The 16,882-nt window shown below is 67.7% G+C and carries 19 protein-coding genes; 3 read left to right on the top strand and 16 right to left on the bottom strand.

Annotation, left to right across the window (positions count from 1 at the left end):
* Window positions 1-6: 6 nt before the first annotated feature.
* Both LNV28_RS18190 and LNV28_RS18185 read right to left on the bottom strand, forming a co-directional pair.
* On the bottom strand, window positions 7-426 hold the full coding sequence (locus LNV28_RS18190; protein WP_263519304.1) for a SirB2 family protein: 420 nt from the start codon (window positions 424-426) through the stop codon (window positions 7-9).
* A 16-nt stretch (window positions 427-442) separates the two neighbouring features.
* On the bottom strand, window positions 443-2,491 hold the full coding sequence (locus LNV28_RS18185) for a TonB-dependent receptor plug domain-containing protein (RefSeq protein ID WP_263519305.1): 2,049 nt from the start codon (window positions 2,489-2,491) through the stop codon (window positions 443-445).
* A 255-nt stretch (window positions 2,492-2,746) separates the two neighbouring features.
* Here LNV28_RS18185 and LNV28_RS18180 point away from each other — a divergent pair, with 255 nt between their 5' ends.
* Window positions 2,747-4,492 carry a cytochrome D1 domain-containing protein gene (locus tag LNV28_RS18180; RefSeq protein ID WP_505190964.1) on the top strand — a complete coding sequence of 582 codons (1,746 nt, stop codon included), beginning with the start codon at window positions 2,747-2,749 and terminating at the stop codon, window positions 4,490-4,492.
* Window positions 4,493-4,551: 59 nt separating this feature from the next.
* The gene (locus tag LNV28_RS18175) at window positions 4,552-4,863 is read left to right on the top strand and encodes a c-type cytochrome (protein WP_263519307.1); all 312 of its coding nucleotides are present in this window, start codon (window positions 4,552-4,554) and stop codon (window positions 4,861-4,863) included.
* A 79-nt stretch (window positions 4,864-4,942) separates the two neighbouring features.
* Here LNV28_RS18175 and mobB read toward each other — a convergent pair whose 3' ends face one another.
* Window positions 4,943-5,446: a molybdopterin-guanine dinucleotide biosynthesis protein B gene (mobB, locus tag LNV28_RS18170; RefSeq protein ID WP_263519308.1), complete on the bottom strand. Its 504-nt coding sequence runs from the start codon at window positions 5,444-5,446 to the stop codon at window positions 4,943-4,945.
* A gap of 89 nt (window positions 5,447-5,535) precedes the next feature.
* Here mobB and napF point away from each other — a divergent pair, with 89 nt between their 5' ends.
* Entirely contained in the window at window positions 5,536-6,009 is a 474-nt protein-coding gene (gene napF / locus LNV28_RS18165; RefSeq protein ID WP_263519309.1) for a ferredoxin-type protein NapF, read from the top strand.
* Here the strand turns inward: napF and LNV28_RS18160 are convergent.
* The 13 genes from LNV28_RS18160 to ccmC all read right to left on the bottom strand — a co-directional run bounded on the left by LNV28_RS18160 (window position 5,992) and on the right by ccmC (window position 16,856).
* A complete protein-coding gene (locus tag LNV28_RS18160; protein WP_411969991.1) occupies window positions 5,992-6,618 on the bottom strand; it encodes a NapC/NirT family cytochrome c in 627 nt (208 codons plus the stop codon). The two genes, napF and LNV28_RS18160, sit on opposite strands and share 18 nt — an antisense overlap.
* Before the next feature lie 10 nt (window positions 6,619-6,628).
* Window positions 6,629-7,096 (bottom strand): nitrate reductase cytochrome c-type subunit, encoded by a 468-nt coding sequence (locus LNV28_RS18155; RefSeq protein WP_263519310.1) that lies wholly within the window; start codon window positions 7,094-7,096, stop codon window positions 6,629-6,631.
* Window positions 7,097-7,098: 2 nt separating this feature from the next.
* Window positions 7,099-7,965, bottom strand: a complete 867-nt coding sequence (gene napH / locus LNV28_RS18150; protein ID WP_263519311.1) for a quinol dehydrogenase ferredoxin subunit NapH — start codon at window positions 7,963-7,965, stop codon at window positions 7,099-7,101.
* Window positions 7,962-8,759 (bottom strand): ferredoxin-type protein NapG, encoded by a 798-nt coding sequence (gene napG, locus LNV28_RS18145; RefSeq protein WP_263519312.1) that lies wholly within the window; start codon window positions 8,757-8,759, stop codon window positions 7,962-7,964. Before napG ends, napH begins: the two co-directional genes overlap by 4 nt.
* 30 nt (window positions 8,760-8,789) lie before the next feature.
* Window positions 8,790-11,336, bottom strand: coding sequence for a nitrate reductase catalytic subunit NapA (gene napA, locus LNV28_RS18140; RefSeq protein ID WP_263519313.1), 2,547 nt, complete (start codon window positions 11,334-11,336; stop codon window positions 8,790-8,792).
* A 104-nt stretch (window positions 11,337-11,440) separates the two neighbouring features.
* A complete protein-coding gene (locus LNV28_RS18135) occupies window positions 11,441-11,752 on the bottom strand; it encodes a chaperone NapD (RefSeq protein WP_263519314.1) in 312 nt (103 codons plus the stop codon).
* Between the two features lie 13 nt (window positions 11,753-11,765).
* Window positions 11,766-12,563: a tetratricopeptide repeat protein gene (locus tag LNV28_RS18130; protein ID WP_263519315.1), complete on the bottom strand. Its 798-nt coding sequence runs from the start codon at window positions 12,561-12,563 to the stop codon at window positions 11,766-11,768.
* Window positions 12,560-12,967: a cytochrome c-type biogenesis protein gene (locus LNV28_RS18125; protein WP_263519316.1), complete on the bottom strand. Its 408-nt coding sequence runs from the start codon at window positions 12,965-12,967 to the stop codon at window positions 12,560-12,562. The genes LNV28_RS18130 and LNV28_RS18125 overlap by 4 nt, the downstream gene beginning before the upstream one ends.
* 32 nt (window positions 12,968-12,999) lie before the next feature.
* Window positions 13,000-13,524 carry a DsbE family thiol:disulfide interchange protein gene (locus tag LNV28_RS18120; protein WP_263519317.1) on the bottom strand — a complete coding sequence of 175 codons (525 nt, stop codon included), beginning with the start codon at window positions 13,522-13,524 and terminating at the stop codon, window positions 13,000-13,002.
* Window positions 13,521-15,482 (bottom strand): heme lyase CcmF/NrfE family subunit, encoded by a 1,962-nt coding sequence (locus tag LNV28_RS18115; RefSeq protein ID WP_263519318.1) that lies wholly within the window; start codon window positions 15,480-15,482, stop codon window positions 13,521-13,523. Before LNV28_RS18115 ends, LNV28_RS18120 begins: the two co-directional genes overlap by 4 nt.
* Entirely contained in the window at window positions 15,479-15,940 is a 462-nt protein-coding gene (gene ccmE / locus LNV28_RS18110) for a cytochrome c maturation protein CcmE (RefSeq protein WP_263519420.1), read from the bottom strand. Before ccmE ends, LNV28_RS18115 begins: the two co-directional genes overlap by 4 nt.
* 2 nt (window positions 15,941-15,942) lie before the next feature.
* Complete coding sequence (gene ccmD, locus LNV28_RS18105; protein WP_263519319.1) at window positions 15,943-16,107, bottom strand: heme exporter protein CcmD; 165 nt, start codon at window positions 16,105-16,107, stop codon at window positions 15,943-15,945.
* On the bottom strand, window positions 16,104-16,856 hold the full coding sequence (ccmC, locus tag LNV28_RS18100; RefSeq protein ID WP_263519320.1) for a heme ABC transporter permease CcmC: 753 nt from the start codon (window positions 16,854-16,856) through the stop codon (window positions 16,104-16,106). The genes ccmD and ccmC overlap by 4 nt, the downstream gene beginning before the upstream one ends.
* Between the last annotated feature and the right edge of the window lie 26 nt (window positions 16,857-16,882).

The raw sequence follows: 16,882 nt of genomic DNA, 5'->3' as shown, positions 1-16,882 counted from the left end.
CCTGCATCAGTGGAGCAGGCCCAGCGGGTGGTGCGTACGCGCCACGGTCACCATCAAGCCCAGCACCAGCAGTGCGGCCAGCAAGCCCGCCGCGCGCTGGCCGCGGCTGCGGCCGCGCTTGAGGGCGATGCTGCCCAGCACGATGTAGAGCAGCAGCAGACTCAGCTTGCTGGCGAGCCAGGGATCCCGGCCGGGGTTCAGGCCCAGCAGGGTCCAGAGGCTGAGGCCGGCGGCCAGCAAGGCCACATCGACCAGCACGCTGAGCCGGCGCGCCACCCTCTGCATGGGCCAGGCTGCACCGGCCAACACGGCCAAGCCACGCGCTGTGAACAGGCTGGCGCTGCAGGCGAGCAGGCTGATGTGGGCCAACTTGATGACCGGGTAATGGGGCTGCAGCAGGGCTGGCAGTTGTTCAAGCAGATTCATGGCCCGCCATCATCGTTCACCAGCGCCCGCGCAGGCTCAGGCGCCAGGTGCGCGGCGCTTCGGCCCAGGTGAACAGCGGTGAGCGCTGCGACAGCACGCTGTTGCCCAGATTGCTGACGCCCAGGTCCAGGTCGAGCTGGGGGCCCAGGCTGCGGCCCAGGCTGGCGCCGCTCAGGGTCAGGGTCGGCACGGCCTGCAAGGGCTGGCCAACAACGGCGGACGCCATCAGCTGACCGCTGCTGCGCTCCGTTCGAATCTGGGCACGCCAGGGCCCTTGCGCCCAAGCCAGTTCGGCTGCCACGGTGTGGCGCGGGCGTTTTTCAAGCCGCTGATCCTGGCCGTCACGGGCATCGAGGTATTGGTAGTTGAGGCCGGCGCTGAAGCCGCTGCCGAGGCGTGCGCGGGCGCTGAGTTCCAGGCCGCGCAGGCGGGCACGGTCCACATTCTGGAAGCGGAAGGTGCTGCGTGGGCCGCTGCTGCTGACCAGCACGGGCACGATCAGGTCGCGCAGGCGGTTGTCGAACAGCATGGCTTGCAGTCCGGCATCCTGGCGGTCCCAGCCCAGGCCCAGCTCCAGGCCGCGGTTCTTCTCGGGCTTGAGCGCGATGTTAGAGACGTAGGTGTAAGGGCCCTCGTCTTCCTGGTAGCCGGGGCTGATCTGCTTGATCGTGGGCGGCTTGAAGCCGGTGCTGGCCCCGCCCTTGAGCGTCCACTCGGGTGCGAGATGCCAGACGCCGTAGAGGCGCGGACTCCAGGCGGTGCCGAAGCGCTGGTGCTGGTCCTGGCGCAGGCCCGCGGTCAGACTGAACTGACGGCCGAACTCGAGCTCGTCCTGCACGTAGAGCGCGTGGTGGCGGGCTGAAGCCCTACCCCCGGGCAGGCCCTCGTTGTCCAGCCGCTCCTGGCGGGCCTCGAAGCCGCCACTCAGCTGTTGAGCCCCGACACGGCCGCTCAGTTGTCCTTCGAGCACCTGGTCCTTCAAGGTGTTCGGGCGCAGGCTGGCGACCCCGTTGCTGCGCGTGTTTTCCATGGCGATGCGGCTGTCGTAGAGGCGCAGCAAGCTGTGCAGCCCTGCGTCCACGCTTGCTCCTGCCCCTTCACCTAAGCCAGCAGCCCAGTCGGCCTCCCAGCTCAGGCTGCGGTGACGGCGTTGCAGCGCGGTGTCCGAAGCGTAGACGCGTTTCTTGCCGCTGCGCTCGACGGCAAGGCCGTGGCGGTCTTCGTCGCCGCTGCGCAGGTCCAGGTCGAATTGATGGCCTGCGAGCGGTGTCCAGCGCAGGGCGAGGGCGGCATCGCGGCGATGCCGGCCTTCGATGTCCGAGATGCGCGCATCGCTGGCGGCGGCCACATCGTCACGGCGACTGTCGGCCAGGCTGAGCCGTGCGCTGAGCTCGGGCGCCAGGGCGCCGCTGAGGCGTGCCGAGACGCGGTGGCCGTCGCCGCCGCGGCCGCCCTCGGCCTGGCTGCCTTCCAGGCGCACAGCGCCTTGCCAGGCCAGGCCCGGGGCGCGGGTGATGATGTTGACCACCCCACCCAGGGCTTCGGCGCCGTAGAGGACCGAGAGCGGGCCGCGTACCACCTCGATGCGCTCGATGTCGTCGGTCGACAGCCAGTCGATCTGGAAGTCCGAATGGCCGATCACGCCGTCGCTGGCGCCGATGCGGCGGCCGTCGACCAGGAACAGGGTGTGGCGTGCGTCCATGCCGCGCAGGCTGAGGGTTTTGCGGCCGCTGATGGTGCGCCCGAACACGGCCACGCCGGGCTCGCCGCGCAGGGCCTCCAGCACATTGCCGGCGCCGCGCTGCTCGATCTGCTCCTGCGTGACGACGCTGATGGCGGCCGGTGCGTCCACCAAGGCCATGGCATGGCGGGTGGCCGACACCACCACCAGGGGCAGTTGTTCCAGACCGCCAGCCGGGCCTGGAGGGGTGTCGGCGCAGGCCAGGCCGCTGACCAGGGTGCACAGGGCTGCGGCCGCGAGGGCGCGGCCGTGTACTCGTGGGCCAGCTGGAGGCAGAAGAGGGGCGAAGCGGGGGCGGGCAGGGTGGGCGTGGAGGGTCTTCATATCAAGGTGACTCGGTGTGCGATGAGCTCAGCTTGCGTGCAGCGGCGCTGGCGCGCCTTGACCCAGTTCGGGTTTGCGCTTGGCTGAGGCGGCGGCGCCACGCTGGCCCGCGGCTTCATCGCCGGACCTTGAACCAGTTCAAGGACGGCGGCCGGGCGCGGCGTGACCATGCCGGCAAACCCCTGCATGGCGCAGGGCTTGCTGAAGTTCCATCCCGAAGAAGAGAGGTATGACATGAAGCTGAACCGAACCCATATGCCACGGCCTGTACGCTATCCGAGCCACCTGAGCCTATTGGGTCAGCTGGCCTTGCTGGTCTGCTTGCCGCTGAGCCTGGGCGTGCAGGCTCAAGAGGGCAAGAAAGACATCAGCCCGGGCGATGTGAAGTACCACGCTGCGCCCTCGGCACTCAGCGATGTGCCCATGGTGCAGAGCAGCAACCCCAAGGCGCCGCCCATGACTCAGGCCGAGTTCGATGTCGCGCGCAAGATCTATTTCGAGCGCTGCGCCGGCTGCCACGGTGTCCTGCGCAAGGGCGCCACCGGCAAGCCCTTGACGCCCGACATCACCCTGGGCAAGGGCACGGACTATCTGAAGGTCTTCATCGCCTATGGCTCGCCCGCCGGCATGCCGAACTGGCAGACCTCGGGCGAGATGAGCGAGCAGCAGGTGGACCTGATGGCGCGCTACATCCAGCACGACGCGCCGACGCCGCCCGAGTTCGGCATGGCCGATATGAAGGCCACGTGGAAGGTGGTGGTGCCGCCCGAGAAGCGGCCGACCAAGAAGATGAACAGCTACAACATCGAGAACATCTTCTCGACCACGCTGCGCGACACCGGCGAAGTGGCCCTGATCGACGGCGACAGCAAGCAGATCATCAACATCGTCAAGACCGGCTACGCGGTCCACATCTCGCGCACCTCCGCCTCGGGCCGCTATCTGTTCGTGATCGGCCGTGACGCCAAGATCAATATGATCGATCTGTGGATGGAGAAGCCCGACAACGTGGCCGAGATCCGCATGGGCCTGGAAGCCCGTTCGGTGGAGGCCAGCAAGTACAAGGGCTATGAGGACAAGCTGGTGATTGCCGGTGCCTACTGGCCGCCCCAGTACGTGATCATGAAGGGCGACACCCTGGAGCCGCTGAAGATCGTCTCCACCCGCGGCAACACCGTGGACAAGCAGGAGTACCACCCCGAGCCGCGCGTGGCCTCCATCGTGGCCAGCCACTACCGGCCCGAGTTCATCGTCAACGTCAAGGAAACCGGCAAGACCTTGATGGTGGACTACACCGATCTGAATGCACTCAAGACCATCGAGGTCGGCACTGCTCGCTTCTTGCATGACGGTGGTTGGGACAGCACCAAGCGCTACTTCATGGTGGCCGCCAACCAGAGCAACAAGATCGCCGTGGTGGACGCCAAGGAAGACAAGCTGGTGAAGCTGGTTGAGGTCAGCAAGATCCCGCACCCGGGCCGCGGCGCCAACTTCATTCACCCCAAGTTCGGCCCGGTCTGGAGCACCGGCCACCTGGGTGACGAGGCCATCTCCCTGGTCGCCACCGATCCGGTCAAGCACAAGCAGTACGCCTTCAAGGAGGTGGCGCAGATCAAGGGTCAGGGCGGCGGCGCGCTGTTCATCAAGACGCACCCGAAGTCCAAGCATCTGTACTCGGACACGCCGCTGAACCCCGACGCCGCGATCTCGCAGTCGGTGGCGGTGTTCGACATCAATGCGCTCGACAAGGGCTTCAAGGTGCTGCCGATCGCCGAGTGGGCGGGTATCAAGGACGACGGCGCCAAGCGCGTGGTCCAGCCTGAGTACAACAAGGCCGGTGATGAGGTCTGGTTCTCGGTCTGGTCGGCCAAGGACAAGCAAAGCGCCATCGTTGTGGTGGACGACAAGACGCTCAAGCTCAAGGCCGTGATCAAGGACCCGCGCCTGATCACGCCGACCGGCAAGTTCAACGTCTACAACACCCAGCACGACGTCTATTGATCTCAAGTGGCCCCGCTGCCTGATGGCGCTGGGGCCCATGAAGCAAGGAGTTATGAATCATGCGAATCGCATCCATCATCGCCATGGCAGGTGCCGTCCTCTTGAGTGCCTCGGCCGTGCAGGCCGACGAAGCCACGCTCAGCAAGGCCGGCTGCATGGCCTGCCATGCCAAGGACAAGAAGCTGGTCGGCCCGTCCTTCAAGGACATTGCCGCCAAGTACAAGGGTCAGGACGCCGCAGCCGCGCTGGCGCAGAAGGTGCGCAGCGGCGGCAAGGGCGTTTTCGGCCCCATCCCCATGCCGCCCAATCCGCCCGAGAAAATCAGCGATGCTGATCTCAAGGAGGGGGTGGGATGGATCCTCAAGCAATGAGCTGACCAAGACCTCAGCCAGCCAGATGGGCGCCCATGGTCAGCTATGGGCGCCCTTTTTCTTCGTGGTTCCAGCCGGCTCAGGCGCCGACCTCCCGCGCCTCTTGCAAGACCAGCTCCACCAGAGGCGCCAGCTCAGCCGCGCTGAAGTGGGGCGGCGCGTCGGCGAGGTCTGGCGCATCGCCCACCATCGCCACGATGCCCGGCCACTCGGGCCAGAGCATGGGCTTGCCCACGGCCGCCCGCCAGACCTCCAGCTTGGGGAAGTCGCCGCCCTTGAAGCCCTCGACCAGAACCAGGTCGCAGTCCTGAATGCGGCTGAGGAGGTAGTCCAGATCCGGCTCGGCATCGCCTCGCAGCTCATGCATCAGCGCCCAGCGCGTGCGGCCGAGCAGCAGCACCTCTTGGCAGCCGGCCTCGCGCAGGCGATAGCTGTCCTTGCCCGGGCGGTCGACTTCGATGTCCTTGTGGCTGTGTTTGATCAGCGAAATACGCAGGCCGCGGTCGCGCAGCGCTGGAATCAGGCGTTCCAGCAAGGTGGTCTTGCCCATGCCGGAGCGGCCGGCGATGCCGAAAACTTTCATGGGAGATGCTCGCTGCAAAGAGTCATGGGAATGTGCTCGCCTTGATCTCAAATAAGGCGGCGGGAGCGCGTGCGCAGCACAATGCGCGCATGGATCCTGGTCGCCGTTTTTTGTTCCGTCCCTCCATGGCACGCGCCGCCGTGCAAAGGCCGCCCGGCGCCGTCGCCGAGCCGGCTTTTCTTGCCAGCTGTACACGCTGCGACGCCTGCATCAAGGCCTGCCCGGCCGGCGTCATCCGGCGCGGCGATGGAGGTTTTCCTGAAATGGACTTCAGGAGCGCCGGCTGCGATGCCTGCGGGGCCTGCATACCGGCCTGCACCGCGTCAGTACTGCGCCTGCCGCTGCTGTTTCGCGACTGGCAGGCCCAGATCGGCGCGCAATGCCTGGCCCAACAAGGGGTGGAGTGCCGGGTCTGCGGTGAGGCCTGTGACGCCGCTGCGATTCGCTTCAGGCCACGCCTGGGTGGCGTGGCCCAGCCCGAGATCAGCCCGAGCGCCTGCACCGCTTGCGGCGCCTGCGTCGGGGTCTGCCCCTCGGGCGCGGTTTCAATGCGCCGAGCCTGACGCAGCGCTGGCCGGCGGCAGGGTGATTTCACCGGTCTTGTGAGCGCCAATCGGCTGGGCAATCGGCGGCAAGGTGTGCGCGATGCCCTTGTGGCAGTCGATGCAGGTCTGACCCGCCGAGAAGGCCACTTGGTGCCGGGTCGCGGCGCGGCTGTTCTGCTCCGCATAGTCCATATAGCTGAAGTTGTGGCAGTTGCGGCACTCCTGCGAGTCATTGGCCTTCATGCGGTCCCATTCATGCTGGGCCAGGATGGGGCGCTTGGCATTGAACTTTTCCGGTGTGTCGATGGAACCCAGGATCTTGTGCAGCACTTCGTTGGAGGCCTGGATCTTGCGGATCATCTTGGGCCCCCATTCCTTGGGCACATGGCAGTCCGGGCAGGTGGCGCGCACGCCGGTGCGGTTCTGGTAATGGATGGTGTTGCGGTACTCCACGTAGACGTTCTTCTCCATCTCATGGCAGGAGATGCAGAAGGCCTCGCGGTTGGTCCACTCCATGGCGGTGTTGAAGCCACCCCAGAAGATGATGCCGCCGGCGAAGGCGAGCGCCAACAGCCAGAACAGCTTGGTGTGGGCAAAAGCCCAGGCACGTCGGATCAGGTTCTTCACAGCGGGCTCCTCACTTCATGCCCTTGGCACGCTCATAGGTGTTGGCCACCAAAGGCTTGGCATCACTCTGCGGCACATGGCATTGGGTGCAGAAGTAACGGCGTGGGCTGACGGAGTCGAGCTCAATGCCGTCACGGGTCTTGAAGTGGGTGACGCTGATCTTGGTGGCACCACTCTCCTTGGTCTTCTGCCAGGCGTGGCAGTCCATGCATTTGTTGAAGTTCTTGGTGATCTGATAGCCGCTGATGGTGTGTGGAATCAGCGGTGGCATCTGCACGAAGTCACGCTCACCGACAGGGTGGTCGCGCTCCTGGCGGTTGTTGGCGGGCGGGTTGTCCTGGTTCAGGGGTGTGCCTTGGCGCAGCCCTTCCAGTTTCACGGGCGCGGCCTTGTCGGCAGCTCCCGCCGGCCCGGCGGCAAACACGGAAAACGCCAGCAGCAGGCTCAGGGCGGGGCGAAGCAGGGGGGGGATCTTCATGGTCAGTCCCTTCGGGTGTCAAAGCGGTGGGTGAATCGGAAAACGGAGCTGTCGCACACATCGATGCAGCGGCCGCAGGCCGTGCAGTCGGGCGCCAGGATCAAGGGGCCGGCGTCCTGCTTGGCCTTCAGTGGGCCGACGATGATCTGCGGCTCGGGGCAGACGGCGAAGCAATCGCCGCAGTCATTGCAGCGGCTGCTGTGGGCGGCCGAGACGCGCAGCAGCGGTTTGGCGCCGATCAGCGCGTAGGCCGCGCCCATGGGGCAGACATGGCCACACCAGCCGCGCGGCGCCACCAGCAGGTCGAACAGGAAGACGGCGGCCAGCGCGCCCCAGGCCAGGCTGCCGCCGAAGATCAGGGCACGCTGGGTCAGCGTGACCGGGTTGACTTGCTCCCAAACCGGGCTGCCCAAGACTGCGGCGGCCAGCAGCACGCAGGCCAGCAAGGCGTGGCGCAGCTGGCGGCTCGGCGCACGGCCGCTGCTGATCTTCAGGCGCCGGCGCAGCCAGGCGGCGGCATCGGTCACCGCGTTGACCGGGCAAACCCAAGCGCAGTAGGCCCGTCCCGCCAACAAGCCGTAGAAAGCCAGGACGATGGCCGCGCCGATCAGGGCGCTGGCGGCGGGCCAGAGCCCGTGCCGCAGGCCCGCAAGCAGGCTCTGGGCCAGCACAAAGGGGTCGCTCAGCGGCAGCACATCGAGGGTCAGGCTGGAGGCCAGATTGCCCTTGACCCACCACAGGCCGAACAGCGGGCCGAGCAGGAAGAGGCCGATCACGCCCAGCTGGCTGCTGCGGCGCAGGATCAGCCAGCGCTGGGCGGCCCAGGGGCTGCGAGCGCTCGGTCCAGTGGCGTGCTTCGGCGCGCTCATCGCTGCGGCTCCGATGAGGCTGGGGCATAGGGCTGGACGCCGCTGCGCAGCGGGCCGATGTCGCTGCCGCCTTCGGGCAGTCGCTGCTCGGGCTGGGCGAAGCGGGGCTTGCCCTGGCGGTTCTGGTCTTCCCAGCCCTTGCGGTAATGCGGGCCCAGCTCGCCCTGGGCTAAGTCGCGCGGCAGCACCTTGATGGCCGGCTGCTCCAGCACGCAGGCGCGTTCGCACTTGCCGCAGCCGGTGCAAGCATCGGCGTGCACCGTGGGCAGCAGCATGGCGTGGCGGTCGCTGCGTGGGTTGCTTTGTTTCTCCAGCGAAATGGCGCTGTCGATCAGCGGGCAGACGCGGTAGCAGACATCGCAGCGCAGGCCGAGGAAGTTCAGGCAGCTCTCATGGTCGATCAGCACGGCCAGGCCCATGCGGGCTTCGGCGATGTCCTGCAGGCCGGGGTCGAGCGCGCCGGTCGGGCAGGCCTTGACGCAGGGGATGTCCTCGCACATCTCGCAGGGGATCTCGCGCGCTTCGAAGAAAGGCGTGCCGATCGCCACCTCGGCGGCCAGGCCGGCGCCCCATTCGCTGAGCTTGAGGTTGTGCGGCGGGCAGGCGCGCACGCACAGGCCGCAGCGCACGCAGGCGGCCAGGAAGTCGGGCTCAGCCAGCGCGCCCGGCGGCCGCAGGGCCTGGGCCGGGTGCGCTTGCGTCGGGCGCGAGAGCACGGCCGCCGCCCCGGCCAGAAGGCCGGCGCTGGCGGTGGTGCTGGCGCCTTGCAGCAGCGCACGGCGGCTCAGGTTCATGTGCCCACTCCGACTCGGCTCAGCTCGGGTTCAGGCCTTGACGACCTTGACCGCGCACTTCTTGAAGTCGGTTTCCTTGGAGATCGGGCAGGTGGCGTCCAGGGTCAGCTTGTTGACCAAGCGGCCCTCGTCGAAGAAGGGCACAAAGACCAAGCCGCGCGGCACCTTGTTGCGGCCCTTGGTCTCGACGGCGCAAGTGATCTCGCCGCGGCGCGAGGCCACCTTGACCTTCATGCCGCGCTGCAGGCCGCGGTCCTTGGCATCGTCGGGGTGGATGTAGAGCAGGGCCTCGGGCACGGCACGGTGCAGCTCGGGCACGCGCCGCGTCATGCTGCCGGTGTGCCAGTGCTCGAGCACCCGGCCGGTGCACAGCCAGAGGTCGAACTCCTTGTCCGGGCTCTCGGCCGGCGGCTGGTAAGGCAAGGCGAAGATCACCGCCTTGCCATCCTTGTGGCCGTAGAACTTCACGCCCTCGCCCTTCTTGACATAGGGGTCGTAGCCCTCGCGGAAGCGCCACAGCGTTTCCTTGCCGTCGACCACGGGCCAGCGCAGGCCGCGGACCTCGTGATAGGTGTCGAAGGGGGCCAGGTCATGACCGTGGCCGCGGCCGAATTCGGCGTACTCCTCGAACAGGCCCTTCTGCAGGTAGAAGCCCAGCTCCTTGGACTCGCTGTTCATGTAGTCGGGGATGTACTTGCCGTTGATGCGGCCGACATCCGCGAGCGGGAACTTGTTGACCTTGCCGTTCTTGTAGAGCACGTCGAACATCGTCTTGCCCTTGTACTCGGGCTTCTTGGCCAGCAGCTCGGCCGGCCAGACCTCTTCCATCTTGAAGCGCTTGCTGAACTCGATGAACTGCCAGAGGTCGCTCTTGGCCTCGCCCGGTGCGCTGACCTGCTGGCGCCAGACCTGGGTGCGTCGCTCGGCGTTGCCGAAAGCGCCTTCCTTCTCGACCCACATGGCGGCGGGCAGGATCAGGTCGGCCGCCATGGCGCTGACGGTGGGGTAGGGGTCGCTGACCACCACGAAAGCCTTGGGGTTGCGCCAGCCGGGCAGGATCTCGCCGTTGATGTTCGGCCCGGCCTGCATATTGTTGTTGGTCGTGACCCAGTAGCACTTGAGCTTGCCGTCCTTGAGCGCGCGGCTCTGCGCCACCGCGTGCAGGCCCACCTTGTCAGGGATGGTGCCGTCGGGCAGCTGCCAGATTTCCTCTGTGTGCTTGCGGTGCTCGGGGTTGGTGACCACCATGTCCGCCGGCAGACGGTGGGCAAAGGTGCCGACCTCGCGCGCCGTGCCGCAGGCGCTGGGCTGGCCGGTCAGGCTGAAGGGGCTGTTGCCGGGCTGGCTGATCTTGCCGGTCAGCAAGTGGATGTTGTAGACCATATTGTTGGCCCAGGTGCCACGGGTGTGCTGGTTGAAGCCCATGGTCCAGAAGGACACCACCTTGACCTTGGGGTCGGCATAGAGCTTGGCCAGGTCTTCCAGCTGCTTGACCGGCACGCCCGACAGCGCGCTGACTTTTTCGGCCGTGTAGTCGGCGACGAACTTGCCGAACTCCTCGAAGCTGATCGGCGTGGCGTCGTTGGGGTTGCCCTTGGGCTTGCCCTCGGCGTCCGGGTAGCCATTGCTCTTGGCGTCTTTTTCCAGCGCATGGGCCGGGCGCAGGCCGTAGCCGATGTCATCGGCGCCCTTCTTGAAGTTGACGTGGTTCTTGATGAACTCTTTGTTGACCTTGTTGTTCTTGATCAGGTAGTGGGCGATGTAGTTCAGGATCGCCAGATCGGTCTGCGGCTTGAAGATGATGGGCTGGTCGGCCAGGTCGAAGCTGCGGTGCTCATAGGTCGAGAGCACGGCCACCTTGGTGTCCGGGTGGCTGAGGCGTCGGTCGGTGATGCGGCTCCACAGGATGGGGTGCATCTCCGCCATATTGCTGCCCCAGAGCACAAAGGCATCGGCCTGCTCGATGTCGTCGTAGCAGCCCATGGGCTCGTCGATGCCGAAGGTGCGCATGAAGCCGGTGACCGCGCTGGCCATGCAGTGGCGAGCATTGGGGTCCAGATTGTTGGAGCGGAAGCCCGCCTTCCAGAGCTTGGCGGCGGCATAGCCTTCCCAGATCGTCCACTGGCCGGAGCCGAACATGGCGATGCCGGTCGGTCCGTCGGTCTTCAGCGCCTCTTTCCACTTGCTGGCCATCAGGTCCAGGGCTTCGTCCCAGCTGACCGGCGTGAACTCGCCTTCCTTGTCGTAGACGCCGTTCTTCTTGCGCAGCAGCGGCGTGGTCAGGCGGTCCTTGCCGTACATGATCTTGGACAGGAAGTAGCCCTTGATGCAATTCAGGCCTCGGTTCACCGGGCTTTCGATATCGCCCTGGGTGGCCACCACCTTGTTGTCCTGCACGCCCACGACGACGGAGCAGCCCGTGCCGCAGAAGCGGCAGGGTGCTTTGTCCCAGCGTACGGCGCTGTTGCTGGTCGGCGCCTTGGCGGCCGCGCCGTGGACGGTGATGGGGATGCCGGCGGCGGCAGCGGCGGCAGCAGCGGCCTGCAGTTTCAGGATGTCGCGACGATCGACTTGCATGAGGTGCTCCCGTGGCCGCCCGCCGTCTTGGCTGGCGCCCGTGAAATGAAGATGTAGATGAAAAGCATGGTCCTGGAATTGGCGCGTTTACGCCTTGAACTGCTTCAAGTTTTTGCGCTGTCCAGCTCGCTGAGACGGGTCCGCCAGCCCTGTGCCGGCTCCTCGTGGCCGGCCGGCGCGGGGGCGTCCGGGCCGCTGTACTCGAACACCAGGGAGGTGCCCAGCACATCGGGCCAGAGCGCGATGGCGCCGAGCTGGGCCGCGGCGGAGATCTGCTCGCAGTCCTCCATCACCAGGACCAATCGGCCGTCACCGGGGTTTTGTGTCAGTTCCACGCCTGGCAGGCTCGCGAGCCGAGAGCTCACATCGGATACATGCTCGGGCCGCATGCGCAGCACCACGCCGAGAACACTCATGGGGAACTCCTGTTCATGGCTGGCGCGCCGAAGCTGCACCGGCCGGGGTTGATTTGGGCGCAGCCGGGGCGCGAGGCCCCTGCGCGCGTGCGGCGACCAGGCCTTGCACCGCCAGCTCGCGCAAGGGGTGCTCGGCCGGGGCCAGGTCTTGCAGGCGCTGCCAATGGCGGATGGCGCCGGCTGCGTCACCCTGGCGCATGGCGCGGGTGCCGGACAGGGCCAGGGCCTTCAAGTGATCTGGCGCGATCTGCAGCGCGCGCTGCAGCAGGGCCGCCGGTTCGCCTTCCAGCGAGCCCTGCTGGCCGCTGGCCATGACATCGGCCAGATCGGCCATCAGGTCGGCATCCTCGGGCCGCAGGGCCAGGGCGCGGCGGTAGGCGGCGATCGAGGGTTCGCTGCGGCCCAGCACCAGGTAGGAGCGGCCCAGCATGGCCCAGCCGGCGGCGTCCTCGGGCTGCTGCTGCAGCCGTCGAGCCAGGCCCGCGACCATGGCCTCGGTGCGGTCCGGTGCTGCCTCGGGCGAGATGGCCTCGGGCTGACCCTTCCAGGCATAGCCACCCGCGCCGACCAGCAGCACCAGGCTCATGCAAGCAGCGATCAGGCGATGGGAAGGACGCGGCAGCGGCGCGGGCGGCGGCGCCAGCACCTGGTCGGCGATCTCCTGGCGCAGGCGGTCCAGGCGGGCTTGCAACGCGGCCTGGCCTGCAGATTCACCGGCCGTGGCGCTGCCGCTCAGCTGGGCTTGCAGAGCCAGGCCTTGGCGGCGCAGCGCTTGCAGATCCTGCTGCTGTTCTTGCGTGGGCCAGTTCATCGGATGTCTCCCTCCTCTTCGGGCGCCGCCTCAAAGGCCTCATCGGGCTCGCGTGCCCGGCGGCGCAGGTTCAGCACCAGGCCGGCCAGGGCGGCGGCCATCAGCAGGGCCGGGCCGGCCCAGAGCAGCCAGGTGTTGGCTTGCAGCGGCGGTTTGTAAAGCACAAAGTCGCCGTAGCGCTCGGTCATGTAGTGGATGATTTCTTCGTCCCGGCGGCCGGCCTGCAGCTGCTCGCGCAGCTGGGCCTTCAAGTCCATGGCCAGCGGCGCATGGGAGTCGGCGATGGTCTGGTTCTGGCAGACCAGGCAGCGCAGCTGCTGGGCCAGGGCCTGGGCGCGGCGGTCCAGCTCGGCGGCGCTGGTCTCGGCCTGGGCGCAGGACATGGCGCCGAGGCTCAGCAGCATGAGGCAAGCAAGCAGACACGCAGGCAGGCGTCTCATAGTCGGTCCAGCAAGGGTTCCAGGGTGTCGCGCAGCAGCTCGGCCGTCAGCGGGCCGACATGCTTGTAGCGAATCAGGCCCTGGCGGTCGATCACAAAGGTCTCAGGCACGCCGTAGACGCCCAGGTCGATGCCGACCTGGCCGCGCGTGTCCGAGCCGATGGCGCGGTAGGGGTTGCCCAGCTCTTTCAGCCAGCGCGTGGCCTGGGCGGGCTCGTCCTTGTAGTTCAGGCCCAGCAGCTGCAACTCCGGCCGACGCCGCGCCAGGTCCAGCAGCAGCGGGTGTTCCTCGCGGCAGGGGCCGCACCAGGAGGCCCAGACATTGAGCACGCTGATTTTGCCCGTCATGTCGGCCTGGCGCAGCGGCGCGTCGCCGTCCAGCAAGGGTGGCAGCACAAAGGCCGGCACCGGCTTGCCGATCAGCGGCGAGGGGATCTCGCGCGGCTTCAGCTGCAGGCCGCGCGCCAGGAACAGGGCCAGCACGGCAAAGCCCAGCAAGGGGATCAGCGCTTTGAGCTTCATGGGCGTGCGCTCGCTCGTTGGCTGTTGCTGCGGTAGCGCCGGTCGCTGGCGGCCAGCAGGCCGCCCAGGCCCATCAGCAGGCAGCCGCCCCAGATCCAGTTGACGTAGGGCTTGATGGTGATGTGGACGATCCAGGCATCGGCCTGCTCATTGATCGGCTCGCTCAGCGAGACGTAAAGGTCGCGCAGCAGGCCGCTGGCGATGCCGGCTTCGGTCATGGGCATCTCCTGGCTGCGGTAGAGCCGCTTCTCGGGGTACAGGGTGGCCACAGGCCGGCCTTCGCGTGTCACCTCCACCGTGCCGCGCATGGCGCGGTAGTTGGGGCCGTCCACGGCCCGCAGCTCACTCAGGCGGAAGCTGTGCTCGCCCAGGCGGGCGCTCTCGCCGCGCTGCAGCGGCAGGTCCTGGCTCAGGGCCAGGCTGCCGACCAGGGTGACGCCGATGATGAAGACGCCGACGCCGGCATGAGCCAGCAGCATGGCGGCCGCCGAGCGCGGCAAGGCGCGCGCGCGCGCCCACCAGCCCTGGCCTGTCCTCGGCCACAGGCGTTCGCCCAGTTCCAGCGCCACCGACACCAGCACCCACCAGGCCAGCAAGAGGCCGCCCCAGGCGGCCAGGCTCAGCTGCGCCGTGGCCCAGCCATGGGCGCCGGCGGCCAGCGGGCTCAGCAGCAGCGGCCAACGCAGGCGGCGCAGCAGCTCGGCGCTGTCCATGCCCTTCCAGCGCAGCAGCGGGCCCAGGCCCATCAACAGGATCACCGGCGCCATCAGCGGCACGAACACCGCCTCGAAATAGGGCGGGCCGACCGAGATCTTCTGCCCGCTCACAGCATCCAGCGCCATCGGATAGAGCGTGCCCAGCAGCACCGCGCCGCAGGCGGCCAGAAGCATCACATTGTTGGCCAGCAGCGTGGTTTCGCGGCTGCGCCAGTGGAAGCGCGCCCCCAGGCCGACCGCGCCGGCGCGTGCCGCATACAAGCTCAGCGAGCCGCCCACCACCAGCACCAGAAAGACCAGGATGGCCAGGCCGCGCTGCGGGTCGGTGGCGAATGCATGGACCGAGCTGAGCACGCCCGAGCGGACCAGAAAGGTGCCCAGCAGGGACAGCGAGAAGGTGACGATGGCCAGCAGCACCGTCCAGGCCTTGAAGACGCCGCGCTTTTCGCTGACTGTCAGCGAGTGCAGCAAGGCGGTGCCGGCCAGCCAGGGCATGAAGCTGGCGTTCTCGACCGGGTCCCAGAACCACCAGCCGCCCCAACCGAGCTCGTAGTAAGCCCACCAGCTGCCCAGGGCAATGCCCAGGGTCAGAAAGGCCCAGGCGGCGCTGGTCCAGGGCCGGGCGAAGCGCGCCCAGGCGGCGTTGAGTTCACCGCCGGCCAAGGCCGCGATGGCGAAGGCGAAGGCCACGGCGAAGCCGACATAACCCATATACAGCATGGGTGGGTGCAGCACCATGCCGGGGTCCTGCAGCAGCGGGTTCAGGTCGCGGCCCTCGGGCAGGCCAGGCACCAGGCGGGCAAAAGGATTGGAGGTGACGAGCAGAAAGACCAGGAAGCCGGCCGCCAGCGCGCCCAGCACGCCCAGCACCCGTGCGCGCAGCGGCGCCGGCAGCCGCCGGCCGGCGGCCGCGACGGCCAGGGCCCAGGCCACCAGCAGCGCCACCCACAGCAACATCGAGCCCTCATGCCCGCCCCAGACCGCGGCGATGCGGTAGGCCAGGGGCAGCTCGCGGTTGGAGTGCTGGGCCACATAGGCGACCGAGAAATCGCTGGCCACAAAAGCCTGGGTCAAGGCCAGATAGCCCAGGCCCACCAGGGCGGCCAAGGCCAGGGTCAAGGGCCGGTCCAGCGCCATCCAGTCGGCGCGTTGGCGCTGTGCGCCCAGCACCGGCAGGCCGGCCAGCAGCAGGGCCACGCCCAGGGCCAGCCAGAGGGCGAGATGTCCGAGTTCGGGGATCACGGCGTGCTGCCTTTCAGGGTCCGGGCGGCGCGCTCGCGGGCCTGCTGGCTGCGCTGCAGCGCGTCGGCGGCCTCGGGCGGCATGTAGTTCTCGTCATGCTTGGCCAGCACCTCGCGGGCCAGGAACTGCCGGCCCTGCAACTGGCCTTGTGCGACCACGCCCTTGCCCTCTTTGAACAAGTCGGGCAGGGCACCGCTGAAGCTGACGGGTACGTGCTCGCTGCCGTCGCTGATCACGAACTGCACCTGCACGCCTTCGCGCCGGACGCTGCCCGGCTGCACCAGGCCGCCGATGCGGAAGCTGCGGCCTTGCGGCGCCTCTTGCGCGGCCACCTGGCTGGGCGTGTAGAAGAAGACCAGATTGCTGCGGAAGGCATTCATGACCAGGGCCGCGATGGCGCCCAGGGCCAGCAGGCCGGCGGCGATCAGCAGCAGGCGGCGGTGGCGGGTTTTTTTCATCATCATGCGACGTCCTCCTCGGACAGCTGCAGCAAGGCTTGGCTGTGGCGGCGCCGGGCCAGGCCCACCTCGACCAGCATCCAGAGCAGGGCCGAGCCGTAGCTGCCCCAGACAAAAAAGCCGTAGCCGTCCATATGGAAGAAATCGGCGGCGCTGTGCCAGTTCATGTGGCTTGTCCTTTCTTGCTCAGGGCCTGCACCCAGGCCTTGTCGCGTTCGCGCTCCAGGATCAGGCCGCGGGCGCGGGTGAAGATGACAGCGAAGGCATAGGCCCAGCAGGCCAGGCTCATCACGGCCAGGGCCTGCAACATGGTCTCGGCCATGCGCGGTGCGGCCGTCAGGCTGATGCTGGCGCCCTGGTGCAAGGTGTTCCACCAGCGCACGCTGAAATAGATGATGGGCACATTGACCACGCCGACCAGGGCCAGCAGGGCGCCGGCCGGGTCGGCCCGCTGCGGGTCCTCGATGGCGTGCAACAAGGCCAGATAGCCGAGATAGAGAAACAGCAGGATCAGCTCCGAGGTCAGGCGCGCGTCCCAGACCCACCAGCTGCCCCAGCTCGGCTGGCCCCACAGCGCACCGCTGAGCAGGGCGATCACGGTGAAGCCGGCGCCGGTCGGCGCGATCGCTCGCGCCAGCAGCGAGGCCATGCGGGCCTTGAAGGCCCAGCCGATGGCGGCCCAGAAAGCCAGGGCCAGATAGAGCAGCATGGACAGCCAGGCCGCCGGCACGTGGATGAAGAGGATGCGATAGGCCTGGCCCTGGGTGGCGTCGGTCGGCGCTTTGAAGAAGGCCAGGTACAGGCCCAGGGCCGCCAGCCCCGCGGCCAGCAGCCACAGGCCCGGCAACAGGCGGCCGGCCAGCGCGTAGAAACGCGAGGGCGCGGCATAGGTGTAGAAGCGGTGCGTGCGTGTCATGGGATGTGGGGGCGAGCTCAGCATGT

Source organism: Paucibacter sp. DJ2R-2, assembly GCF_025717675.1.
Lineage (GTDB): Bacteria > Pseudomonadota > Gammaproteobacteria > Burkholderiales > Burkholderiaceae_C > Paucibacter_A.
The sequence above is the reverse complement of the archived record's forward strand: the minus strand, read 5'-3'. Positions and strand labels throughout refer to the sequence as shown.